This window comes from Photobacterium swingsii (genome assembly GCF_024346715.1).
GTDB classification, from domain to species: Bacteria; Pseudomonadota; Gammaproteobacteria; order Enterobacterales; family Vibrionaceae; genus Photobacterium; species Photobacterium swingsii.
In genome coordinates this window covers 1,492,328-1,512,253 of record NZ_AP024852.1, presented here as the reverse complement: position 1 = coordinate 1,512,253, position 19,926 = coordinate 1,492,328, and the positions used below count along the sequence as shown (strand labels likewise).

Below are 19,926 nucleotides of genomic sequence, written 5' to 3'. Positions count from 1 at the left end.
AAAAACCTTTAGCACTCGTGCGTTAATGCTGTTTTTTGTTGTAAATAATCATCAAAGCTAATGGTGTCATTGGCTTCAATTTCTTGCTGTAACACTAAGGATTGCTTAGCGGCTAACGTTAGCTCTTTGTATAACTGTGTTGTTTTACTCACCTGTTGATGCTGCCTTGCATGTGCTTGAGACAAAGCTAATAAGAAATCGGTATACGAAAGATTATCGCGCTGCATATCGGCCAACACTCGCGCAGATGGCGTTAAGCTAGCATCGAACAGCTTGCCCTTTTCTCTTGCAATACTTTGTGCATACACTGCCGCTTCTTGTTGGTCTTCCAATAGAGACAGCAATGCCTCCATGCCTGCTAGCAAGTCTACTCCTAGCGTTTCTAGTGCTTGTTCACCCTGTAATGTCGGCAGTGTTAGTTGAGGTTTTCGCCCTTGCATCGCTACGCGCTCTTGGCGCTGCTGTATGAGGGCCTGTTCATCTGCATCTAGCGCTGCACTTGGTGAAAGCGCGCAGTAGAGTAAGAACAAATCCAAGAAATAACTCTGAGTTTGATCAAGCCCAAGCGGTAAATAAGGATTAATATCTAGGCTACGTAACTCTATGTATTCCACACCATAACGGCACATAGCGTATAAAGGACGGAGCTCATCGTTAACAATTTTTGGCCGCACAGAGCTGTACAATTCATTCTCTAATTGCAGTACGTTATTGTTCACTTGCTGGCTTTGCTCAAACTGTGCGTAATACTCACTTGGCATCGCAAGAATGTTATATAAGCCAGATAAATAATCATGCTTATTGTTGTAATTAAGCGCGTATTTAGACTGCTCGCTATTGCTATAACCTAGGTTGCTCAACCGTAAAGACGTCGCCCAAGGTGCATAATAAGTACGGTGATTAGCCCCTGTAGCTGAACCGAAATCCAGTTCATCCAGATCATGCTGCTTACCCACCAAATACGAACTATCAACGGCAGGTGATGCACCAAATAAATAACCAATAATCCAACCATGACGCATGATATTGCGGATCATATGGAAGTAACGATCTGAGATAAATTCACTCAACGGTTGGTGACTCTTCTCAACCTGATGCAAGGCTTGCCAAAAGGTTTCTGGCAAGGAAAAGTTATAGTGAATACCCGAAATCGTCTGCATTTTTTTACCATAACGATTAGCCAATCCATGACGGTAGCGTTGCTTCATTTGACCTACATTCGAGTGACCATAATCCGCAATAGCTATTGCTTCTTCACTTGGTAAACGTGGCGGCATACTGGCCCCCCACATCACTTCGCTATCAGGCAAATTATTCGCAACATAGCTATGTAAGGTACTGAGGTGATCAAACAGTTGACCCCGATCAGCATAAGCCGGCGTCACCAACTCTAACTGTGCCTCGGCAAAATCAGTGGTAATATTGGGATGTGTTAACGCCGCCCCTAATGCTTGAGGGTGTGGATATTGTGATAAGTTGCCATCAATGGCTGTTCGAATCCCTTCTTTCTCAATCCCACGACGAATACCGTTTAGCGCATTAAAAACATCTTTGTACTGGTGTAACCACTGAGGTGCAGAGTTCATTGACTCTTGCTCTTTTTGCACGACAACTTTCTGTAACATATTTTCTATTTCTCTATCTAACTGCGTCGATTCTCTCGGTGTTTCTTTTGAACACCACGAAGAAAGCCACTCCCATTGAGTAAGCCATGAACCGACAATCAGCAATCACTTATAGGATTCATGTAGCTAAGACGAACGAGAAAGGAAAAAGACGAAAGAAAATTGAAAATAAATAAAAAAAAAAAGCAATAACGAACAACGCCACCGAATACGGTGGCGTTAATCTCTTTAATAACAAAAAGCTAGCGGAAATCTAGAACACCAATAATCTAGGGTATCAAATCGATTAAAAGCCTTTTTTACGCTGGCGTGATTCATTTTGAATCGAGCTAATCATTTTACCGAAAGCTTTATCTTTGGTGCGTTTCTCAGCCAAGGTAGCACCATTAAACGCTTGTTCACGCAATAGCTTCTGGTAACTAACAAAGCGCCTTTCCGCTAGGCTTCCATCCGCCAATGCAGCTTGAATCGCACACCCTGGTTCGCTGCCATGCTGGCAATCGGCAAAGCGGCACTGATCAGCAAGCTCTGTGATTTCGCTAAAGGTATCATTGACCCCTTTTTCGCAATCTGTCAGCTGCAGTTCACGCATTCCCGGAGTGTCCATCAACAAGCCACCTTGTGGCAGCCACTTTAACGCACGTGATGTCGTGGTATGGCGACCTTTACTGTCATCTTCACGAATACCTGCGGTGAGCTGAGCTTCAAAACCCATGAGACCATTGACCAATGTAGACTTGCCGACACCAGATGACCCAACCAATGCCAAGGTTTTGCCTAAGCTACAGTAACCAGACAGCTCTTTAAGGTGCTCTGAGTCTAACGCATTAATGGCATGCACCATCATAAACGGATCTAAGTCTTGAACTTGTTTACGTTTCTCGTCTGCATCGTCGCACTGATCTTCTTTCGTCAGCACAATCACTGGCTCGACTTCTGCATCTTTTGCCAACGCCAAATAACGTTCAATGCGGCTTAGGTTAAAATCATTATTTAATGAGCACACCACCAGCAAGCTATCAACATTAGAAGCAATAAGCTGAGTATCCAGTTTAGAGCCAGGCGCTTTACGTTCGAACAATGATTGACGCTCTAACAGGCGATGAAGTTTCAAATTATCATCAAATAGCACCCAATCACCGACACAAAGTCGATCACTCTGTGGCGATTGCATTAGGCTTGCTTGACCTTGTTCACTCATCACAATCGCACCGCTACGATGCTGTTCAACAACGCGACCAATCTGAAAATCCGTCAGCTCTTCAAGTGTGAGTTGTTGTTGAAAAAAAGGACGCCAACCAAGTTGAGCTAAAGTCGGTTTTGTATTCATTCTTGTTTTACCTTAGGCACACTATGCCTACTCAATTTGTGTTCTAAATGCCGATATTTGTCTCGACTTAACCTAGCAGCCAAAAATGGTTAAGCCGATAAGCATAATAATAGCGGCAACGCCTGAATGTGAATTGAAAAAAAACGACAGTTTACGTGTGGATTTCAGCTTCCTACTCGGCCTTGCATTTAATATTGCTAGCAGCAATAAAGATTCCGCCAGCATAATTGGATACACTCCCCCCATAAACAGTGTATTCATTTGGATTTACTATGATTTCAGGACATCGTGGTGCGCGAGCATTAGCACCAGAAAATACCCTTGCAGGGATTAAAAAAGCCGCTGAGTGTGGTACAACTTGGGTCGAGATGGACGTTCAATTAAGCGCTGATCGGGTTCCAGTAATGATCCACGATAAAACAGTGAACCGCTGTACTAATGGCCGTGGTAGCGTTGGAAAGATGTCGCTGGAAACATTAAAACAACTTGATGCAAACGCCAAGTTCAGCGGTGCTGACAAAGATTTATATAGTGAAGAGCAAATACCTACCCTCGAAGAAGCACTACTCCTTTGTGAGCAGCTTGGTATTACAATGAATTTAGAAATTAAGATCCATCGTAAAACCGAAGTACTTCCCTTAGTCGAACAAATTGTAAAAACCGTTAAACAGCTGAATTTCCCACTCGATAAGCTCGTCTTTTCAAGTTTTGATCTTGGTGTACTCACCTACTGTAAAACGCTGTACCCGGAAGTACGTCGTGGCCTTATTACTTCAAAGAACAAACGTAATATGATGAGAAAGGCACAAGAATTGTCGCTTTACAGCATTCATTACGATCAGAGTAAACTCACCGAAAATATGGCAACCAAGATTAAAGCAGCAGGATTGCAATTACATATCTGGACAATGAATGAGCCCGATAAAGCCGCGATGTTTCGCTCATGGGGTGTCGATAACATCATCACTGATTACCCGAATCAATTTTAGGGCTAAGCCCATGACTGTTGCATCATTAGGCTGATTATTGTTCAGCCTAATTTTCAAACGGTAAGAAATGACTTATCTTTCATCCCTTTAACCACTTCGGTGAGATGGTACTCACACTGCGTGGTATATATTAAATCCGTTTCATCAAAATGGTGATGCTCATCACCAAAACATTCTGTGTATCCTCCTACCATAGCGCCCGAAATCATTACATAATTCTAATTCGAGCCTTATTCTATGAAAAAGCAGCTACTTACTTCTGCCATACTTCTTGCGTTAAGCGGTACAACATTTGCGGCGGATGGCGATATTACCGATGTTACTATTCTAGGGACATCTGACATTCATGGTCACTTCATGCCTTGGGACTACGCAAGCGATAAGCTCAATATGCGTGGCAGTCTTAGCCAAATAGCCACTAAGGTGAAACAGATCCGCCAAGAACAAGATAACGTTATTTTGGTGGATGCAGGCGATACCATTCAAGGCAACTTTGTTGAGACATTCAAAGATGAACCAGTCGATCCTATGATGCTTGGGTTCAACGAAATGTCTTACGATGTATGGGTATTAGGTAACCACGAATTCGATTTCGGCTTGAAGGTGCTAAACCGTTCATTATCGCAATTTGAAGGCCAATCATTGGGTGGCAACATTAAACGTGCAGATGGTAACCCTTTCCTTCCAGCTCATACCATCATTGAACGTAATGGCATTAAGATTGGTGTTATCGGCATGGATACACCAATGACCGCTGTTTTTGCAGAAGGGACGAACCGTCTTGATGGCATGACTTTTACTAATCCATCGCTTGAAGTCAAAAAAGTGATCAAGCAAATCGACGACAAAGTTGATGCCATCGTGCTCGTTGCACACATGGGGCTAGATAACGAAAACAACATTAAAGACACTGGTGTAACCGATATCGCCAATGCCAACCCTGAGATTGACGCGATTGTTGCAGGCCACATGCATACCCGTATCGACAAAGCTGTCGTTAACGGCGTGATCATCACTGAACCAGACAAATATGGCCGTGCCCTTTCACGCATTGATCTTCAATTTGAAGAACGTGATGGTAAATTTACGCTAATCAATAAAGACAGCTTTACCTACAAAATCAAAGGCACAGACTCTGATAAAAAAATGGAAAGCCTTTACGCTCCTTACCACAAACGCTTACGTGAAAATGCTAACCGTGTAGTGGCAGAGCTTACTGGAACTGATCTGGTACCTGAAAATGAAATCAAAGGTATTCCACAAGTTCACATTCAAGACACAGGTATTAGTGCGCTATACCAAGAAGCCAGCATGTACTACGCACCAATGGCGAATGTGATTGCGTTACAGATTGACAACGACAAAGCTGAACTGGATGTGGGTAAAATCAAAGCGAAAGACATTGCTTACAACTACCAATACGCTGGCGGCGAAATCACTGTTTATGAAATGACAGGTAAAGAACTGAAGACCTATATGGAATGGTCAGCAGGTTACTTTAACAGCGTGAAAGACGGTGACGTTACTTATAGTTTTAACCCTGAGCGTCGAGCGTCCAAATACTCCACCAATGACTTCTTTGCTGGCGTGACTTACACCATCGACTTAACGGAGCCCGCAGGCAAACGTATTAAAGATCTGAAATTCGCTGACAACAGTCTGATCACTGACACAACACCGATTCGAATTGGTATGAACAGCTACCGTATGGGCCACTTAACCAAAGCAGGTGGCGTATTGGAAGGTCGTAAATTCCCTGTTCTTTTTGATACTGAAGAAAAGTTTGGCGAAGAAGATGGCACCATTCGTAACTTAACCATCAAATACTTAACTGACGTTAAGCATGGTCAATACGAAGGTAAACCCATGCATCGCTGGCATTTAGCAGGACTAACGGGTTTTGAAAAAGAAGCGAAAGTCGTTAAAGATCTTGTGAATAGTGGCAAAATCTCAGTACCAACCAGTGACGATGGTCGTTATACCAATGTGGCTGCCATCAATGTAAAAGATAAAATCTTTAGCAGCAAAGCCAGCATGGAAAAAGCGCTAGCGAGCTTACAACAAACGATTAAAACAGCGAAAACAGACGTTGAGAAGCAAGCAGCTCAGCGTGATATCGTTCTAATCGAAAACTTGAATAGCTTTTAATAAGTAGCATTTTGATAAGTTGCAATAAGTTGACACTTTTCAAGCGAAGGCCTTAGCAAGTTATTAAACACATAAAAATCCCCGTCACTAACAGTGCGGGGATTTTTTAATACTTAATTTATTATTGCCGATTACGCAATAGCAGCTTCTGGTGCGATGTATGGCATATCTAATGCCTCAGACACTTCTTCGCAAGTAATTTGGCCACGGTAAACATTCAAGCCGTTAAGAAGATGTTTATCATCTTGTAGTGCTTGTTTGTAGCCTTTGTCAGCTAGTTGAAGGATGTATGGAAGCGTTACATTGTTCAGTGCAAACGTAGATGTACGTGCAACCGCACCTGGCATGTTAGCTACACAGTAGTGAACAACGTCATCAACAATGTATGTTGGGTCACTGTGCGTGGTTGCGTGCGATGTTTCAACACAGCCACCTTGGTCGATAGCAACATCTACAATTGCAGCACCAGGTTTCATCGCTTTAATCATTTCAGCAGTAACCAGTTTTGGTGCTGCTGCGCCTGCTACCAGTACACCACCGATAACAAGATCTGCTTCTAGTACGTGTTTTTCAATCGCATCTTTGGTTGAGTAAACACACTGAACATCGCCACCAAACTGCGCGTCTAAGTGACGAAGTACATCAATGTTACGGTCAAGCACTACAACGTTTGCACGTAAGCCAACGGCCATTTGTGCAGCGTTAGCACCAACCACACCACCACCGATGATAACAACTTTCGCTGGCTCAACACCTGGTACACCACCTAGTAGCATGCCGCGGCCGCCTTTTGATTTCTCTAGGGCAAAAGCACCGGCTTGGATAGACATACGACCAGCAACTTCTGACATAGGAGCTAGAAGTGGTAGACGACCTTGATTATCAGTTACTGTTTCGTAAGCGATACATACCGCTTTGCTGTTAATTAGGTCAATCGTTTGTTCTGGATCTGGGGCAAGGTGAAGGTAGGTAAATAGAATTTGACCTTCACGAAGCATCGCACGCTCAACAGCCTGCGGTTCTTTAACTTTAACAATCATTTCAGCTTCAGCGAAAACATCTGTAGCTGTTGGCAGAATTTGTGCACCTGCATCGATATAGTCTTGATCACTAAATCCAATGCCTGAGCCCGCTAGCGTTTCTACATATACTTTATGGCCATGCGCTACTGCTTCACTTACAGATGCTGGAACCATACCCACACGGTATTCATGAACTTTAATTTCCTTAGGTACGCCAATAATCATCTTTAGTTTCCTTGCTGCCTTGTTTAAAAGTTATATACACAATAAAGAAAAAAACTTGGAATGTGGCACTAAATTTTAACTAATAAGCAACAAATGAAACTGGAATTTTATTCCACAGCAGCATGATCAACCAAGTTTGAACTTAGTCACACAAGAAAAAACCAGTTTATTACAACAAACCAGACCAGATAACCAGTTTTAAGCAGCAAACTAGATACTAAAACCACCCACAAAGTATTATTTGGCATTAAAACCCTTTAGATAATGCTACTTTTTTGCCTTTTCATCGGTTTAATCACACTATTAGAAGAATAATATTGCGCATAAAGCCACATCCATCTACTAAGCATGCTTGGAAATAATTTACATACAGGTGTCAAATAGTAATAAGACTTTTCATATTATTAACAGTTAATTCAAAAGCTGATGATCGATCACTTCCCCAAAACCAAGTTGGTATAATAGGATGATTATCGACAGAGTCATCAAAAAGCCAACAGCGCATACCTTTAACGCATAAGACATAACCAAGCAGGCTGAGAAAAGACGCTTAGAACGCGGTATACATTACAGTCCGCATACCGCTCTACCAGCAATACCAATAACGCTGTTATCGTGATTTTATCCAGCAACAACGATTTGATAATTAATGACTTTGTTATCATCACGAGGAGGGGGGAATATTTTTCCTCGCATATAAAAAACCACCGCAATAATCTGCAGTGGTTTCAAGTAAAGGCTTTTTAATTAGAAGCAGGGAATGTTTACTCGTCAAAATCCCAAGGCATGTCAGGTAACGAGTCTAGGTTTTCACTGTAGCGCTTAAGATCAAAAGTGCCTTCGTTCTTTGCTACATCAAACACTTCCACAGAAAGCGCGCAGGCAATCATTTCTAATGCTTCTTCACGTGGTGTGCCCGTCATGACTAAGCGCATTAATGTTTCTTTTACTTTGACAGGATTACCTTCAGCCAGTTGGTTCTCAACCGCCTCAACAAGCATTTCGCCTGTCATGATGTCTTCGTTTTGCATACTTTGCCTGTTATTACTCTTTTACTATTAAAATGAACGGCCAGCACGACTTGTACGCCCGCTGATATAGTCTTGTCGAAACGTCCAGTCTAAGCGATCACAAATGCCATGATATGCTTGGTTTTTAACACCTAGTATAAAAGCATTTTGTGCACAATATTCTGTTCGCCCTAACTCATAACCGTCACTATAGGCTTGATAGCCTGTTGCTTGCAACGACTTCATTTTATCGCGGCTTCGTAGATCATCTTCAGAATTTTTTATCATTCCTGAAAGTGCCGTTTCATAGCCATAGTTTTTCCATGCAGTATCGTCATTAAATGCCAATTCAGGCTGCAGTACACAACCCGACAATGACAGGCCCGCAAAAATTGGTAGAAGCCATTTATTCATATGCTCTCCTTTCTACTACGAGTTAAGTCCTTACTGCATGTTGTTACTTTACGCTATCATTCGATGCAGCAGCACTTGCGCTTCCTCCATCGATGAAAATGAATCATGAACATCCATATTCCACTGCGGAAGTTCAGGGTTCACCAATATTGTCGGCAACCCAGCAGATAACGAAGACGTGATCCCCGTAAGGCTGTCTTCTACAGCGATGACACGATCAGGTTGCTCATTTAATTGTTTACAAGCCAATTGATAAATTTCTGGAGACGGTTTGTTATTCTCGACATCCTGCCCCGTCACGACACCGTCAAAAAGTGATAACCAGCCTAATCGGTCTAATATCCCTTCAACATATTCCCGAGGTGACCCTGTCACTACCATTAATGGACACTGCCCGTGTAACTGCTTAAGTGCATTGTCCACACCAGGCATTGCTGGAATATGTCCTTTTTGCAGCATTTCGCGGGTTAGCGCTTCCATATCATGCAAAATATGATGGATTTCTTGAGTCAATGAAAATTGATTTTTCATCTCTGCCGCAACTTTAGGCCAAGGCAGCCCTGCGTAATGAGATAGAAACTGAGGTTGTGAAATATCGCCCCCTACAGAGGCAATATAGTTAGACCAATTTTGTGCGTGAAAAACTTCTGAATCTATCAATGTACCATCAAAATCGAAACAAATAGCCTGCATACTTTCGCCTTATGATTATGGTTATCGTTCTGTTTTTACTTGAATTTCATATCAAGCAAAAGGCGTAACAGCGGTATTTCTGCGCCATACTAGAAACAATTATCTTCAAGTCACCTTTATAAAAAGTATAACGGAACTTAATTAATGAATCCTTGCTGATGAAGTAAATCAGACTAAAAAAGAAAAACCACGGTAATTGGATCACCGTGGTTTGTCATAGAGCAGCGTTACTATGCAGAAACAGTTTTATGTTGAGGTAAGCCGATAGAGATCAATGTCGTGACAACTAAGAACCCAAACGAGACCCACAGACAAGCCGCTAAACCTGCTTCTTGGTACACCCAACCAGATAAGATCGTACCAATTAAGCGCCCCATCGCATTTGCCATATAGTAAAAACCGACATCTAAAGACACCCCATCACCTTTTGCGTAACTCACAATGAGGTATGAGTGCAGCGATGAATTAACAGCAAATACAGCGCCAAAAACAAGTAAACCAAAAACTATCGTGAATTGTGGCTGCCAGTTATATTGAACACCTAAAGCTATGGCACCCGTAATAAGAGCTAGCAAGGCAACCCAAATCATAGCGACACGACCATCAGGAACAATACCTTGTGCTTTACCTGTAATGCGCGGCGCAAAGCCTTGCACAAAGCCATAGGCGATCACCCAAAGTGCAAGGAAACCACCCACCCATAAATGATCCCAACCAAACACTTGCCCTAGGTAAATAGGAAGCGCGACGACAAACCAGACATCACGCGCACCGAACAAAAACATTCGATCGGCTGACAAGATATTAATGCTACGACTCTTAGAGAAAATCTCTTTAAACTTGATGGCTTTTTTGGCTTTACCTAAGTCTTTTTCAAGCCAAATCAGGCTCATGATGAGTACAGCCATCAGCACAGATGCCATTAGCACAACCGCACCTTGGAAGCCGAGCCAAGCCAGCAAGAGTCCACCTAAGAAGAAACCTGCACCTTTTAAGGCATTTTTCGACCCAGTCAGAATGGCAATCCACTTGTACAAAGCACCTTGTTGATCGTTTGGTACTAACGTTTTGATCGCGCTTTTCGCACTCATTTTATTCAGGTCTTTAGCTATGCCAGAAATAGCCTGTGCAAGCATAACCCACAACACTGTCAGTGAATCGGCGGGAACAGCGAGCATTAACAACGCCGTGACCTGCATGGCTAAACCAATATTCATGGTTTTATTTAAACCAAGCCTAGCACCAAGCCACCCCCCAATAAGGTTAGTGACTACTCCAAAGAACTCATAAAACAAGAACAAAGACGCTATTTGTAGCGGTGTGTAACCCAAGTGGTGAAAATGCAACACCACGAGCATACGTAATGCACCATCAGTAACGGTAAAATTCCAGTAATTAAACGTCACCAAGATGTATTGGCGCACTTGCTGGGGTAATTGTGAAAAAGTCGCGATCATGGCTATGCCTTTTAACTCAACTAAGTATATCTACTTAATTTATGCGCCCACTTTACGGATCAGTTCGGCTGTACGTGTTGCGTAGCCCATTTCGTTGTCGTACCACGCGTACACCTTTACCATGCGATTATTCACAACCATGGTAGACAATGCATCAACGATGGTTGAGCGTTGGTCACCTTTGTAGTCAATCGATACGAGAGGACGCGCTTCAAAACCGAGTACACCTTTCATTTCACCTTCAGCGGCTGCTTGCAGTAACGCATTAACTTCTTCCGCAGTCGTATCACGACTTACATCAAAAATAATATCGGTTAATGAAGCATTTGCTAATGGCACACGTACCGCATGACCGTTAATTTTGCCTGCTAGCTCTGGGAAGATTTCAACGATTGCTGTTGCTGAGCCTGTCGTAGTTGGGATCAAGCTCATTCCACACGCACGGGCACGGCGAAGATCTTTATGCGGCGCATCCAAAATTGTTTGGGTATTGGTTAAATCGTGAATTGTCGTAAATGAAGATTGCTCAATACCCAATTTCTCATGAATAACTTTTACAATTGGTGCAATGCAGTTCGTAGTACATGACGCTGCTGTTACGATGCGGTGTTGCTCAGGGTTGTAAAGATGATCGTTAACACCAACAACCACATTCAAGACACCTTCCTCTTTAACAGGTGCAGAAACGACAACACGCTTAACACCTTGGTCGAGGTATTGTTGTAGCATCGCCGTTTTACGGTGCACACCCGTCGCCTCAAGAACAACATCACACTCAGACCAATCAACATCATTAATGTCACGCGCTTGCGTACAACGAATACGTTGTCCATTAACCACTAAAGTGTCGCCATCCACGCCAACTTGATGACCCCAGCGGCCTTGAACTGAATCGAACTCAAGTAAGTGGCCTAAGGTTGTTGCATCACCTGCAACATCATTTATTTGTACAAACTCTACATCTTGCCAATCAAATGCCGCACGTAATGCTAAACGACCGATACGACCAAAACCGTTAATACCTACTTTAATAGCCATGTGATTCCCTTTTCGAGATTAAGAAGCAATAGTTAAGATATGCGAATTATCATATATATGATTTTACAGATATACAAACTTTATTGGGCGTATCGACTGATCTTTTTTTGATCATGTGTAAAAACAAAAGACTAAAAAATAATAGAGAAGCGCAGATACCTTTAAACCTAGCTTTTGAACACCTCCTCTCCAAGATGAATGTGTGCACCCATTCATCAAGCCATGGGATAATTCTCAAAACATGAAGGTTGCCAATGCTAGTCGGACAAATGTCCTTAAGATAATAAAAGCAATTTCCTACACTAGCGCCATACCAATAATCACCCAAGGACATGCATGATGGACTTTATCGCTTGGTTCGATATCAATAACACCCTTATCAACATCCCTATTGGTGGCGGCTACGCTATGTCGTGGATTGAAGCCATCGGAACAATTTTTGGCTTACTGTGTATTTGGAATGCCAGCCAAGAAAAAACGATTAACTACTTATTTGGCTTAATTAATGTCACGTTGTTTGCCATCATTTTTTACCAAATCCAGCTATATGGCATTTTGCTACTGCAACTGTTTTTCTTTTGCGCCAACCTTTATGGCTGGTACGCATGGACTAGACCTGCATCTGAAAATGGTGACATGCTTGAAGTACGTTGGCTCAGCAAACAAAAACTGTCTTACACGGTTGCTGTAAGTGTGCTAGCCATAGGCCTCATGACCATTTACATCGACCCATTCTTCTTAGCACTCGCCAATATTAGCGTCGATGGCCTAAACCTGTTGGGTGCAGACTTAGCCCGCCCAACGCTAGAACCTGATGCATTCCCATTTTGGGATTCTGTTATGACAGTGCTTTCTGTGGTAGCCCAAATCTTAATGACCCGTAAATATGTTGAGAATTGGATTTTATGGGTCGTGATTAACATCATCAGTGTCGGTATTTATGCCGCTCAAGGTGTATATGCACTATCTATCGAGTACGCTATTTTGCTATTCATTGCGATGAACGGTACACGTACATGGATGGGGACAGCAAAACAGAATCAAAATAAAACAACTGAAACAGCAAACGAGTTAGCGTAATGAGTAACCATGCCCAACAACCCCATATCGCTGTCGGTATTGCTGATGTATCAGAAAAAGTGATCGTCTGTGGCGAACCCGATAGAGTCAATCGAATCGCAACCTTACTCGACAACAGCGAACAGCTCGCTAACAACCGCGAATACCGAGTGGTTAGCGGTGACTACCAAGGCCAAAAAATCACAGTGTGCAGTACAGGTATAGGGGCTCCTTCAGCCATCATTGCACTAGAAGAATTAGCCTTATGCGGTGCAAAGTATCTGATTCGCGTTGGATCGGCAGGTGCATTACAAAGTCACATTCAGCTAGGTGAATTGATTGTTGCCGAAGGGGCTGTGCGTGATGAAGGGGGCTCTAAAGCCTATATCACTGACACTTACCCTGCTGTTGCGAGCCGTGCTTTAACAACTGGGATAGAAAGTTATTTGCGCCAACATAACTATCCGACCCATTACGGCATAGTGCGTTCGCACGACAGTTTCTACACTGACGATGAAGATACACTCTGCGAACACTGGAATCGTAAAGGTGTGCTAGGCGCAGACATGGAAACATCGGCTTTATTCACGGTAGGAAGACTACGCGGCCTGCAAGTGGCCTCAATTTTGAATAATGTTGTGCTTTACCAGCAAGATGTTCAAGAGGGTGTCAGTGAGTATGCCAATGCAAATGACACCATGCAGAAAGGTGAATTAATGGCAGCAAAAGCCGCTTTATCTGCACTGTGCAACATGACACCATAATCACATAGCAATGACAAAGCACATAAAGCTCAGATTTTCTGGGCTTTATGTTTTCTAATAGGAAAACAGTGCCCCTCTATCTGTGCGGGTCCTTATATCTGTGATCTTTGCAACATTGCGGCTCTACTGATACATGTATCATTTCGCAACCTCCTTAGCTCTCATCTCCGTTTCATCACTACTATGCAGCTGAAGCCTTACCAAACAGGTCGATTTACCGAAACGTTAAATGCGCTCTATGACGAATTTCGTGACGCTTTTTATCAGTGCCACCTTCACAGCCGATTTTACCAAGCCGGTGAAGTCATACTTCAGCAAGGTCAGCCCGTTGAACATCTCTACCTCGTTTCTGTAGGGCGCGTGTCAATGAACATCTCCGCGATAAACGGTCGATGCTTTCAGCTAGGTGAAGTAGATTGTGACCATCACATTTTTGGCGAAATGGAGTTGTTCTCTCAAACAGCATGCCAATGGAATGTAGTAGCAGAAGAGCAACTCGATGTTGATGTCATTTGCTTGAAATCCGTTGCCGATCTCATCAATCATCGGCCTGAATTTACCCTCTTTTTTGCCAGTGCCCTCGCAAATGACTACCAAGATTCATTAGATATTTATACTTATCGCTTACTGCACCCTATCACATACAACATTGCGTATGACTTATGGCACCGCTATCAAGATAAGGTCATTCTGGGTTCATTTGATAAAGCAGAGCAAGAAGCCGAGCGCTTTGGCACATCGAGCCGAGTCTATCGCCGCGCTGTTAAAGAATTAATCGATAAAGGATTAATTGCTAAAACTAATGGTGAGATAAGCATTGTGGATATTGAAGCACTCAAATCCTTTATCTTTGAATGTGACTAATGCCAAGCGTATCAGCACAGTGACTCGCCATTTAGGAAAATAAGAAGGTAACGCACAAAAAAGCCTGACACGTCATAGTACGAGTCAGGCTTTTTATTATGCGGTCATACCAACCCCACCGGCGATTTAGTAATGTAATAAGTATTAAATCGCCATTGGCAGGAAAATAATGCTCAAGATGATGTTAACTGCCAGCCCAAAAGTGATGGGTGGAATGGTTCGTTTGATCAAATCAAACGGCGACACTTTTGCCATACCAGATGACGCGACAATAACCCCAGCAACTGGCGACATTGCACGACAAGCATTCGATGCTTGCTGCATAGGCATCACTAAGTAGACGCCATTAATGCCCATGCCATCGGCAATTTTAGGAATAAGCTCAACAAAAGCATAGAATGCCGCATTACCAGAGCCAGTAAGGAAGGCAACCGCACCCGTTAAGCCAACCAGCGCAAGCATCATAGCTGTTGGTCCAAAACCAACCTGCGAAGCTGATTCAATCAGCATATTAATCGCACCGATTGCCTTCAGGCTTTGTGCAAACACACCAGCACCAACCAAAATCAGAACTACAGGTAACGCATCTTCCATACCTTTTACAATCGCGCTCATGCCTTCCATTGCAGTACGACCGCTACGGTGACGAATCGCTTCTAGCGCCATCGCGGTGAACAAACATAGAATGGCAATTGTACCAATATTCATAGTAACGCCTTCAATCAGGCCTAGCTCACCACTAGTCACAATAAGCACTATGATAGGCAGCATTGGCAACCAACCGTAAAAACCCGGTGCTTTGCCTTCAACTTCTGCGGTACGTACATCAACGTTTTTCAGATCAACTTTTTTAGTACTACCCTGCTGGAACAAACCTTCTTTTTTATCCATATATTGCTGCCAAAAATAATGGGCAGCCGCCATCGCTAGCATGCTTGGAATAGCCAAAGGAATTTGATATTTAAGGGTGTAAATTTCAACCGACATACCTACATTCTCTGCCGCAATCACTGAATCTACAGCCAAAGGCGAGAAGCTAATAGTTGCCGTTGTGGCAATAGCAGCAGCAATTGAAATAGCAGGTAAACCGAGCGCATTGAGCACAGGGAATAGTGTCGACATTAGGAGTACAGCCAAGCTAGTTGCACCAAACCCTGCCAACGAAATAAAGCTACCAATAAGGAATGTCACAGCTAGCAATAAATAAGGCTTGTTGATACCACCAAGCAGTCTTAGCGCATTATTGATGACAATGTCGTTAGCACCGATGTACGTCATATAACGGGCATAAGCCAACAAGGCAAACAGGATCAGCCCCATGCCGCCGAAGCGATTGTTGAACATTAGGTTCATCGATTCAAAAATATCCAGCCACGCATTACCACTGGATTGAGCTTCAGGTATAACGGGCAGCCCCATCACAGCACAGACAGCCATTAGTACCGCCGCCCCTAAAAATAGGGTGGCAATCGCGTTATATTTTTTAAGAATGGCGAATCCGACTATAGATACGACAAGTATAGAGATAAATATGCTCATTGCTTCCTCATAAGCAGTGTTAGATAACAGTGCAGAGGTATATCTCAGAGTATGCAACTAAATGTTGATTTATATCATGAGTTGCATACACGTACAGTCTTGCTTGCAATAAGGATTTTGTTTCTCAGTATATGGTCACATTTTAAGACATTAGCTTAATTTTTATGTATCTATCTTCACAAACCAATAATTAGCAATGATAAATCCATAGGCATATACAGGAGGCAGCCCAATGATTGAACGGTTTTCGTTTGGTGATAACAGCCTGTTTTGATGAAAACATAGCCAATTAATGGCTAAGTCGACATTAGTTTAAATTAATTTATTCATACGCTCAGGCGATGACAAGCTCGTTAACCTCACCAGGTGCGATTGAAGTGCCTTTAAGGGGCTATTTTGAGGGTTTTTAATCTATTGTTTTTCAAGGGTTTTAATTGCTGGTTTTTCAAGGTTATCAGATGGTAGTCTGCATAGGTAATTTAACGGAGCTTACCCATGCTAACGAAAAACAAATCTTTTGATCAGACAGATTTTTCTCGCCAAAACTTACGTGATTCACATTACGAGAACTGCCAGTTCTATCGCTGTAATTTCGAACGTGCTGATTTAAGAGATGCACAGTTTGTTAATTGTAAATTTATTGAGCAAGGTGATATTGAAGGCTGCCAGTTCAATTATGCTGACTTGCGCGATGCCAGCTTCAAGCAATGTCAACTGGCAATGGCTAACTTCTCGGGCGCAAATTGTTTTGGGATCGAATTCAGAGAGAGTGATCTAAAAGGCGTGAACTTTCAGCAAGCTAGCTTCGTCAATCATATCAGCCACAGCAGTTACTTTTGCTCGGCATACATTACAGGCTGTAACCTTGCCTACGCTAACTTTGAACGTCAATGTATCGAAAAATGTGACTTGTTTGAAAACCGCTGGAATGGTGCAAACCTACTCGGCGCGTCATTTAAAGGCTCTGATTTAAGCCGCAGTGAGTTCGCAGAAGATAGCTGGGGACAGTTTAATATGGAAAATTGTGATTTAAGCCATACGGAACTATACGGGCTTAACCCACGCCGAGTGAATTTACATGGCGTTAAGATATGCGACTGGCAGCAAGCACAACTACTCGAACCATTGGGTGTCATCGTCATACCAGATTGAACACGGAAACCGCAAAACTAAAAAAGGCACGACCTGCGTGCCTTTTTATCTCTTCCTCATGCTTTCACAATAACAGCATGCTCAATACAACTTACTTAGCAAACTGTGCAATATAATCGATATGCGCTTGACGAGTGAAAGCACCCGGACGAAGCGCTTGAATTTGCGCAACTGCCGTTTCAACATCCACACCACGATCTAGCATGATACGCGCTGCAATCAAGCCAGTACGGCCCGATCCCCCTTTACAGTGCGCAACCACAGCTTCGCCGTTATCCAATGCAAGTTGAGCAGCTTGACTGGCGGCGACCCAATTTGCATCAAAATCTTCTGCTGGTGCACAGTCATCTTCAATTGGTAAATGGAACCACGCTAAGCCAGCAGCTTTACAGGCATCAGCTAAGGCTTGTACACCATTATCAGGAAGATCATTCATTTCTAGTGCTGTCAGTACTACTGTCGCCCCTTCCGCTTTCAAATCAGCGATGGATGTCGTCAAATCAGCGTCTTTGGTACCAGGACATGGGGTTAACAATAATTTACCACTATCAGCTAATGGCAGTGTCCAAAATGGGTGAGTCGACATAATTAATTCCTGTTCTGTAATTCTTTTTTCGCTAAGTGATGCTGGTATTTTTCACTTAGCCCACTGAATGTATGAGATTTACTTAATTGAGGCTTACGGCGATCCTTCAACTGCATCAAGCGAATCTTCTCTTGATTAATCATTGCTGAATTACCATTACGTACTGTGGCTAATACATGCGTAATCCACTTTGGTAACGACGTAGGGAAATGGTAGTAGATCCACTGACCTTCACGGTGATCATTCAAAATGCCGGCATCGCGTAATAAGGCTAAATGGCGTGACACTTTAGGCTGACTCACTTCTAGCACCTTGGTTAAATCACTTACCGACAGAGCATATTCGTCTTCAATTAGCATCAGTATGCGTAATCGAAGTGGATCACTCATGATCTTGAACAATTCAACAGGGCCAATTGTCGGTGATGTTTGCTCACCATTGAGTAGTAAAAACAGCGCAATCTTTGACTTAAGCTGTTCAGCAGTTTCAAAAAAACTCTCGCTACCTGCTTGCTGTTTTGGATCTTTAAAGTCCCAATGAATCAGCGCATCAGAGTCGGTGAATAACTCACACTCATTACTCGCTTTATCACACAGCGTAATAACAACATCAAAATGCTGATCTTGGTACGATTCTGCAGTTACACTCTTTAGGTGATCGCTACTGATCTTCATATGATCGAGCACTTCATACACCCTAGGGTCGACCCCTTCAGGGCGCATACCCGCACTCATTACCATGTACTCATCACCCGCCATATCACGCATGATAGCCTCTGCCAATTGAGAGCGGGCAGAGTTGCCTGTACATAGAAATAATATTCGTTTCATGATCACTCGTTACTTAACCAACCTAAAGAGAATACTATCGCAAACTCAATATATAGCAAACCATATATATGAAATTTTACATATCTAACAAAAGGCATAATTCACAGCACTCAATCTGGTGAATTGACCAAGATCCAAGACTGCACTTGTTGTACGACTTGCGGATCATTAAGCAAGCCTAAATGACTAATGCCACCAGCCACCCATAGATTGTCGAGCGGGAAACCTAACCGCGAGATATGCCCTCTGGCCTCACCTAACGCGCTTGCTACTGGTACTAACCCATCACCTAACAGCCTGTTTTTCTCATCATGGATATCACTGCCCAAGCAACTTGCCGCAGCAAAGCACTTCACGTTAGGCGGTAACGGAATATGGGAAAACACCCCTTGCTGTCCATCACGCCATGCTTCATGAAAGATCACACCTCGACTTAAATCACGGCTACCATTACTTCGGACATCAGCAATGGATGCAAATGCCTTCAAAGATGGCGTATCATCTATTTGCGCATCTAACCAGCAAGCCAACTTTGCTAACGGTGCGCCATTATGTGGACTGCCTAATGTCACTAAAGTTGTCAATGCACTCAACCAAGAGTGATCATGTTGCTGTGCATAATGACAGGCACTACGACTGACTAACCCGCCCATACTATGTCCCAGTAATACCAGTTCTTTCACTTCACACGGCCATTCAGTTATCAACTGCTCAAGAAAGTGAGAAAAGTCCTCACCATTTTCTGAAATATGCCGCCCCGTATTATATCTAAGATAAACAGGCGTATAACCAAACTGCGCCAACTGGCGTCCATGATCGATCCCTTTACGTGTCCACTGCACATCGCTCATACACCAGCCGTGGACGCATAAGATAATCCGAGGTTGCACATCTGAAAGCTGACGCTCCAACTGTGATTTTTCGAGCACTAAGTCTTGTTTCTGATCGCGAATTGACATCCGCTGGGCAAATCGATGCTTTTTTTCAAGCAAGGTATCGCCAAATAATCCATTTAAGGTCGCGACTACCGCTGCCGCTGGATACGAAGAGCCACCATTTTCAAGCAAGTTTTTAATGCTTGTTTGTGCTAACTCGGTGTTTTGTTTCAAACGCGTATTAACGTCATCTAATAGGCTTTGAAATTTTTTAGAAAAATTATCTTTTGAAAACATACTTCACCC

The 19,926-nt window shown here is 43.0% G+C and carries 18 protein-coding genes; 6 read left to right on the top strand and 12 right to left on the bottom strand.

From position 1 onward, the window contains the following. Window positions 1–8: 8 nt before the first annotated feature. The gene (gene gshA / locus OCU77_RS07160) at window positions 9–1,625 is read right to left on the bottom strand and encodes a glutamate--cysteine ligase (RefSeq protein ID WP_239685802.1); all 1,617 of its coding nucleotides are present in this window, start codon (window positions 1,623–1,625) and stop codon (window positions 9–11) included. 286 nt (window positions 1,626–1,911) lie between these two features. Beyond that, on the bottom strand, window positions 1,912–2,955 hold the full coding sequence (gene rsgA / locus OCU77_RS07155) for a ribosome small subunit-dependent GTPase A (RefSeq protein WP_048897195.1): 1,044 nt from the start codon (window positions 2,953–2,955) through the stop codon (window positions 1,912–1,914). Window positions 2,956–3,227: 272 nt separating this feature from the next. On the opposite strand from rsgA, the gene OCU77_RS07150 reads away from it, so the two are divergent. Further along, window positions 3,228–3,944 (top strand): glycerophosphodiester phosphodiesterase family protein, encoded by a 717-nt coding sequence (locus OCU77_RS07150; protein WP_048897194.1) that lies wholly within the window; start codon window positions 3,228–3,230, stop codon window positions 3,942–3,944. 237 nt (window positions 3,945–4,181) lie between these two features. Beyond that, on the top strand, window positions 4,182–6,092 hold the full coding sequence (locus OCU77_RS07145) for a bifunctional metallophosphatase/5'-nucleotidase (RefSeq protein WP_048897193.1): 1,911 nt from the start codon (window positions 4,182–4,184) through the stop codon (window positions 6,090–6,092). Window positions 6,093–6,223: 131 nt separating this feature from the next. Here the strand turns inward: OCU77_RS07145 and ald are convergent, their stop codons facing one another. The 6 genes from ald to OCU77_RS07115 form a co-directional block, all read right to left on the bottom strand. Beyond that, on the bottom strand, window positions 6,224–7,339 hold the full coding sequence (ald, locus tag OCU77_RS07140; RefSeq protein ID WP_048897192.1) for an alanine dehydrogenase: 1,116 nt from the start codon (window positions 7,337–7,339) through the stop codon (window positions 6,224–6,226). Window positions 7,340–8,103: 764 nt separating this feature from the next. Then, window positions 8,104–8,370, bottom strand: a complete 267-nt coding sequence (locus tag OCU77_RS07135) for a hypothetical protein (protein ID WP_048897191.1) — start codon at window positions 8,368–8,370, stop codon at window positions 8,104–8,106. Between the two features lie 27 nt (window positions 8,371–8,397). Next, window positions 8,398–8,763 (bottom strand): DUF2799 domain-containing protein, encoded by a 366-nt coding sequence (locus OCU77_RS07130; protein WP_053111732.1) that lies wholly within the window; start codon window positions 8,761–8,763, stop codon window positions 8,398–8,400. A 48-nt stretch (window positions 8,764–8,811) separates the two neighbouring features. Then, the gene (locus OCU77_RS07125) at window positions 8,812–9,456 is read right to left on the bottom strand and encodes an HAD family hydrolase (protein ID WP_048897190.1); all 645 of its coding nucleotides are present in this window, start codon (window positions 9,454–9,456) and stop codon (window positions 8,812–8,814) included. A 230-nt stretch (window positions 9,457–9,686) separates the two neighbouring features. Further along, complete coding sequence (gene arsJ, locus OCU77_RS07120) at window positions 9,687–10,913, bottom strand: organoarsenical effux MFS transporter ArsJ (RefSeq protein ID WP_048897189.1); 1,227 nt, start codon at window positions 10,911–10,913, stop codon at window positions 9,687–9,689. A 39-nt stretch (window positions 10,914–10,952) separates the two neighbouring features. Then, on the bottom strand, window positions 10,953–11,951 hold the full coding sequence (locus OCU77_RS07115) for an ArsJ-associated glyceraldehyde-3-phosphate dehydrogenase (protein WP_048897188.1): 999 nt from the start codon (window positions 11,949–11,951) through the stop codon (window positions 10,953–10,955). Window positions 11,952–12,290: 339 nt separating this feature from the next. On the opposite strand from OCU77_RS07115, the gene pnuC reads away from it, so the two are divergent. The 3 genes from pnuC to OCU77_RS07100 all read left to right on the top strand — a co-directional run bounded on the left by pnuC (window position 12,291) and on the right by OCU77_RS07100 (window position 14,638). Continuing rightward, window positions 12,291–13,031, top strand: a complete 741-nt coding sequence (pnuC, locus tag OCU77_RS07110; protein ID WP_048897187.1) for a nicotinamide riboside transporter PnuC — start codon at window positions 12,291–12,293, stop codon at window positions 13,029–13,031. Continuing rightward, window positions 13,031–13,774 (top strand): nucleoside phosphorylase, encoded by a 744-nt coding sequence (locus OCU77_RS07105; protein WP_048897186.1) that lies wholly within the window; start codon window positions 13,031–13,033, stop codon window positions 13,772–13,774. Before pnuC ends, OCU77_RS07105 begins: the two co-directional genes overlap by 1 nt. Before the next feature lie 183 nt (window positions 13,775–13,957). Beyond that, window positions 13,958–14,638 (top strand): Crp/Fnr family transcriptional regulator, encoded by a 681-nt coding sequence (locus OCU77_RS07100; protein ID WP_048897185.1) that lies wholly within the window; start codon window positions 13,958–13,960, stop codon window positions 14,636–14,638. Window positions 14,639–14,782: 144 nt separating this feature from the next. Here the strand turns inward: OCU77_RS07100 and dcuC are convergent, their stop codons facing one another. Beyond that, entirely contained in the window at window positions 14,783–16,177 is a 1,395-nt protein-coding gene (dcuC, locus tag OCU77_RS07095) for a C4-dicarboxylate transporter DcuC (RefSeq protein WP_048897184.1), read from the bottom strand. A 495-nt stretch (window positions 16,178–16,672) separates the two neighbouring features. Between dcuC and OCU77_RS07090 the strand changes: the two genes are divergently transcribed. Next, window positions 16,673–17,329 carry a Qnr family pentapeptide repeat protein gene (locus OCU77_RS07090; RefSeq protein WP_048897183.1) on the top strand — a complete coding sequence of 219 codons (657 nt, stop codon included), beginning with the start codon at window positions 16,673–16,675 and terminating at the stop codon, window positions 17,327–17,329. Between the two features lie 91 nt (window positions 17,330–17,420). On the opposite strand, the gene OCU77_RS07085 is transcribed toward OCU77_RS07090, so the two are convergent. The 3 genes from OCU77_RS07085 to OCU77_RS07075 form a co-directional block, all read right to left on the bottom strand. Beyond that, on the bottom strand, window positions 17,421–17,915 hold the full coding sequence (locus OCU77_RS07085; RefSeq protein WP_048897182.1) for a phosphatase domain-containing putative toxin: 495 nt from the start codon (window positions 17,913–17,915) through the stop codon (window positions 17,421–17,423). A gap of 2 nt (window positions 17,916–17,917) precedes the next feature. Then, a complete protein-coding gene (locus tag OCU77_RS07080; RefSeq protein ID WP_162845607.1) occupies window positions 17,918–18,751 on the bottom strand; it encodes a metalloregulator ArsR/SmtB family transcription factor in 834 nt (277 codons plus the stop codon). A 104-nt stretch (window positions 18,752–18,855) separates the two neighbouring features. Next, a complete protein-coding gene (locus OCU77_RS07075) occupies window positions 18,856–19,917 on the bottom strand; it encodes a PGAP1-like alpha/beta domain-containing protein (protein WP_048897181.1) in 1,062 nt (353 codons plus the stop codon). Between the last annotated feature and the right edge of the window lie 9 nt (window positions 19,918–19,926).